The organism is Stenotrophomonas sp. Steno-Z2 (assembly GCF_056393235.1).
The window spans coordinates 1-597 of sequence record NZ_JBWJOY010000023.1; the positions used below are offsets into that span (position 1 = coordinate 1).

General features: G+C 69.0%; 1 protein-coding gene. It reads right to left on the reverse strand.

Going from position 1 to position 597, the window contains the following annotated elements; all coding sequences use genetic code 11:
* Positions 1 to 597, reverse strand: a 597-nt coding sequence (locus AC06FP_RS16840) for an L-serine ammonia-lyase (protein ID WP_478076336.1), incomplete at its 5' end; no start/stop codon positions are given.

Here is a 597-nt window from a genome sequence, read left to right on the forward strand (position 1 = left end):
TCAGCATTCGATGACGTTGACGGCCAGCCCGCCGCGGCTGGTTTCCTTGTACTTGTCCTGCATGTCGCGGCCGGTGTCGCGCATGGTCTTGATGACCTTGTCCAGGCTGACCTTGTGCTTGCCGTCGCCGCGCATGGCCATGCGCGCGGCGTTGATCGCCTTGACCGCGCCCATGGCGTTGCGCTCGATGCAGGGAATCTGCACCAGCCCGCCGATCGGGTCGCAGGTCAGGCCCAGGTTGTGTTCCATGCCGATCTCGGCGGCGTTCTCGATCTGCCCCGGCTTGCCGCCCAGGGCGGCCATCAGCCCGCCGGCGGCCATCGAGCAGGCCACGCCGACCTCGCCCTGGCAGCCGACCTCGGCGCCGGAGATCGAGGCGTTCTCCTTGTAGAGGATGCCGATGGCCGCGGCGGTGAGCAGGAAGTCGAACACGCCCTGCTCGTTGCTGCCCGGGCAGAAGCGGTCGTAGTAGTGCAGCACCGCCGGGATGATGCCGGCCGCGCCGTTGGTGGGCGCGGTGACCACGCGGCCGCCGGCGGCGTTCTCCTCGTTGACCGCCAGCGCGTACAGGTTGACCCAGTCCAGCGTGGTCAGCGG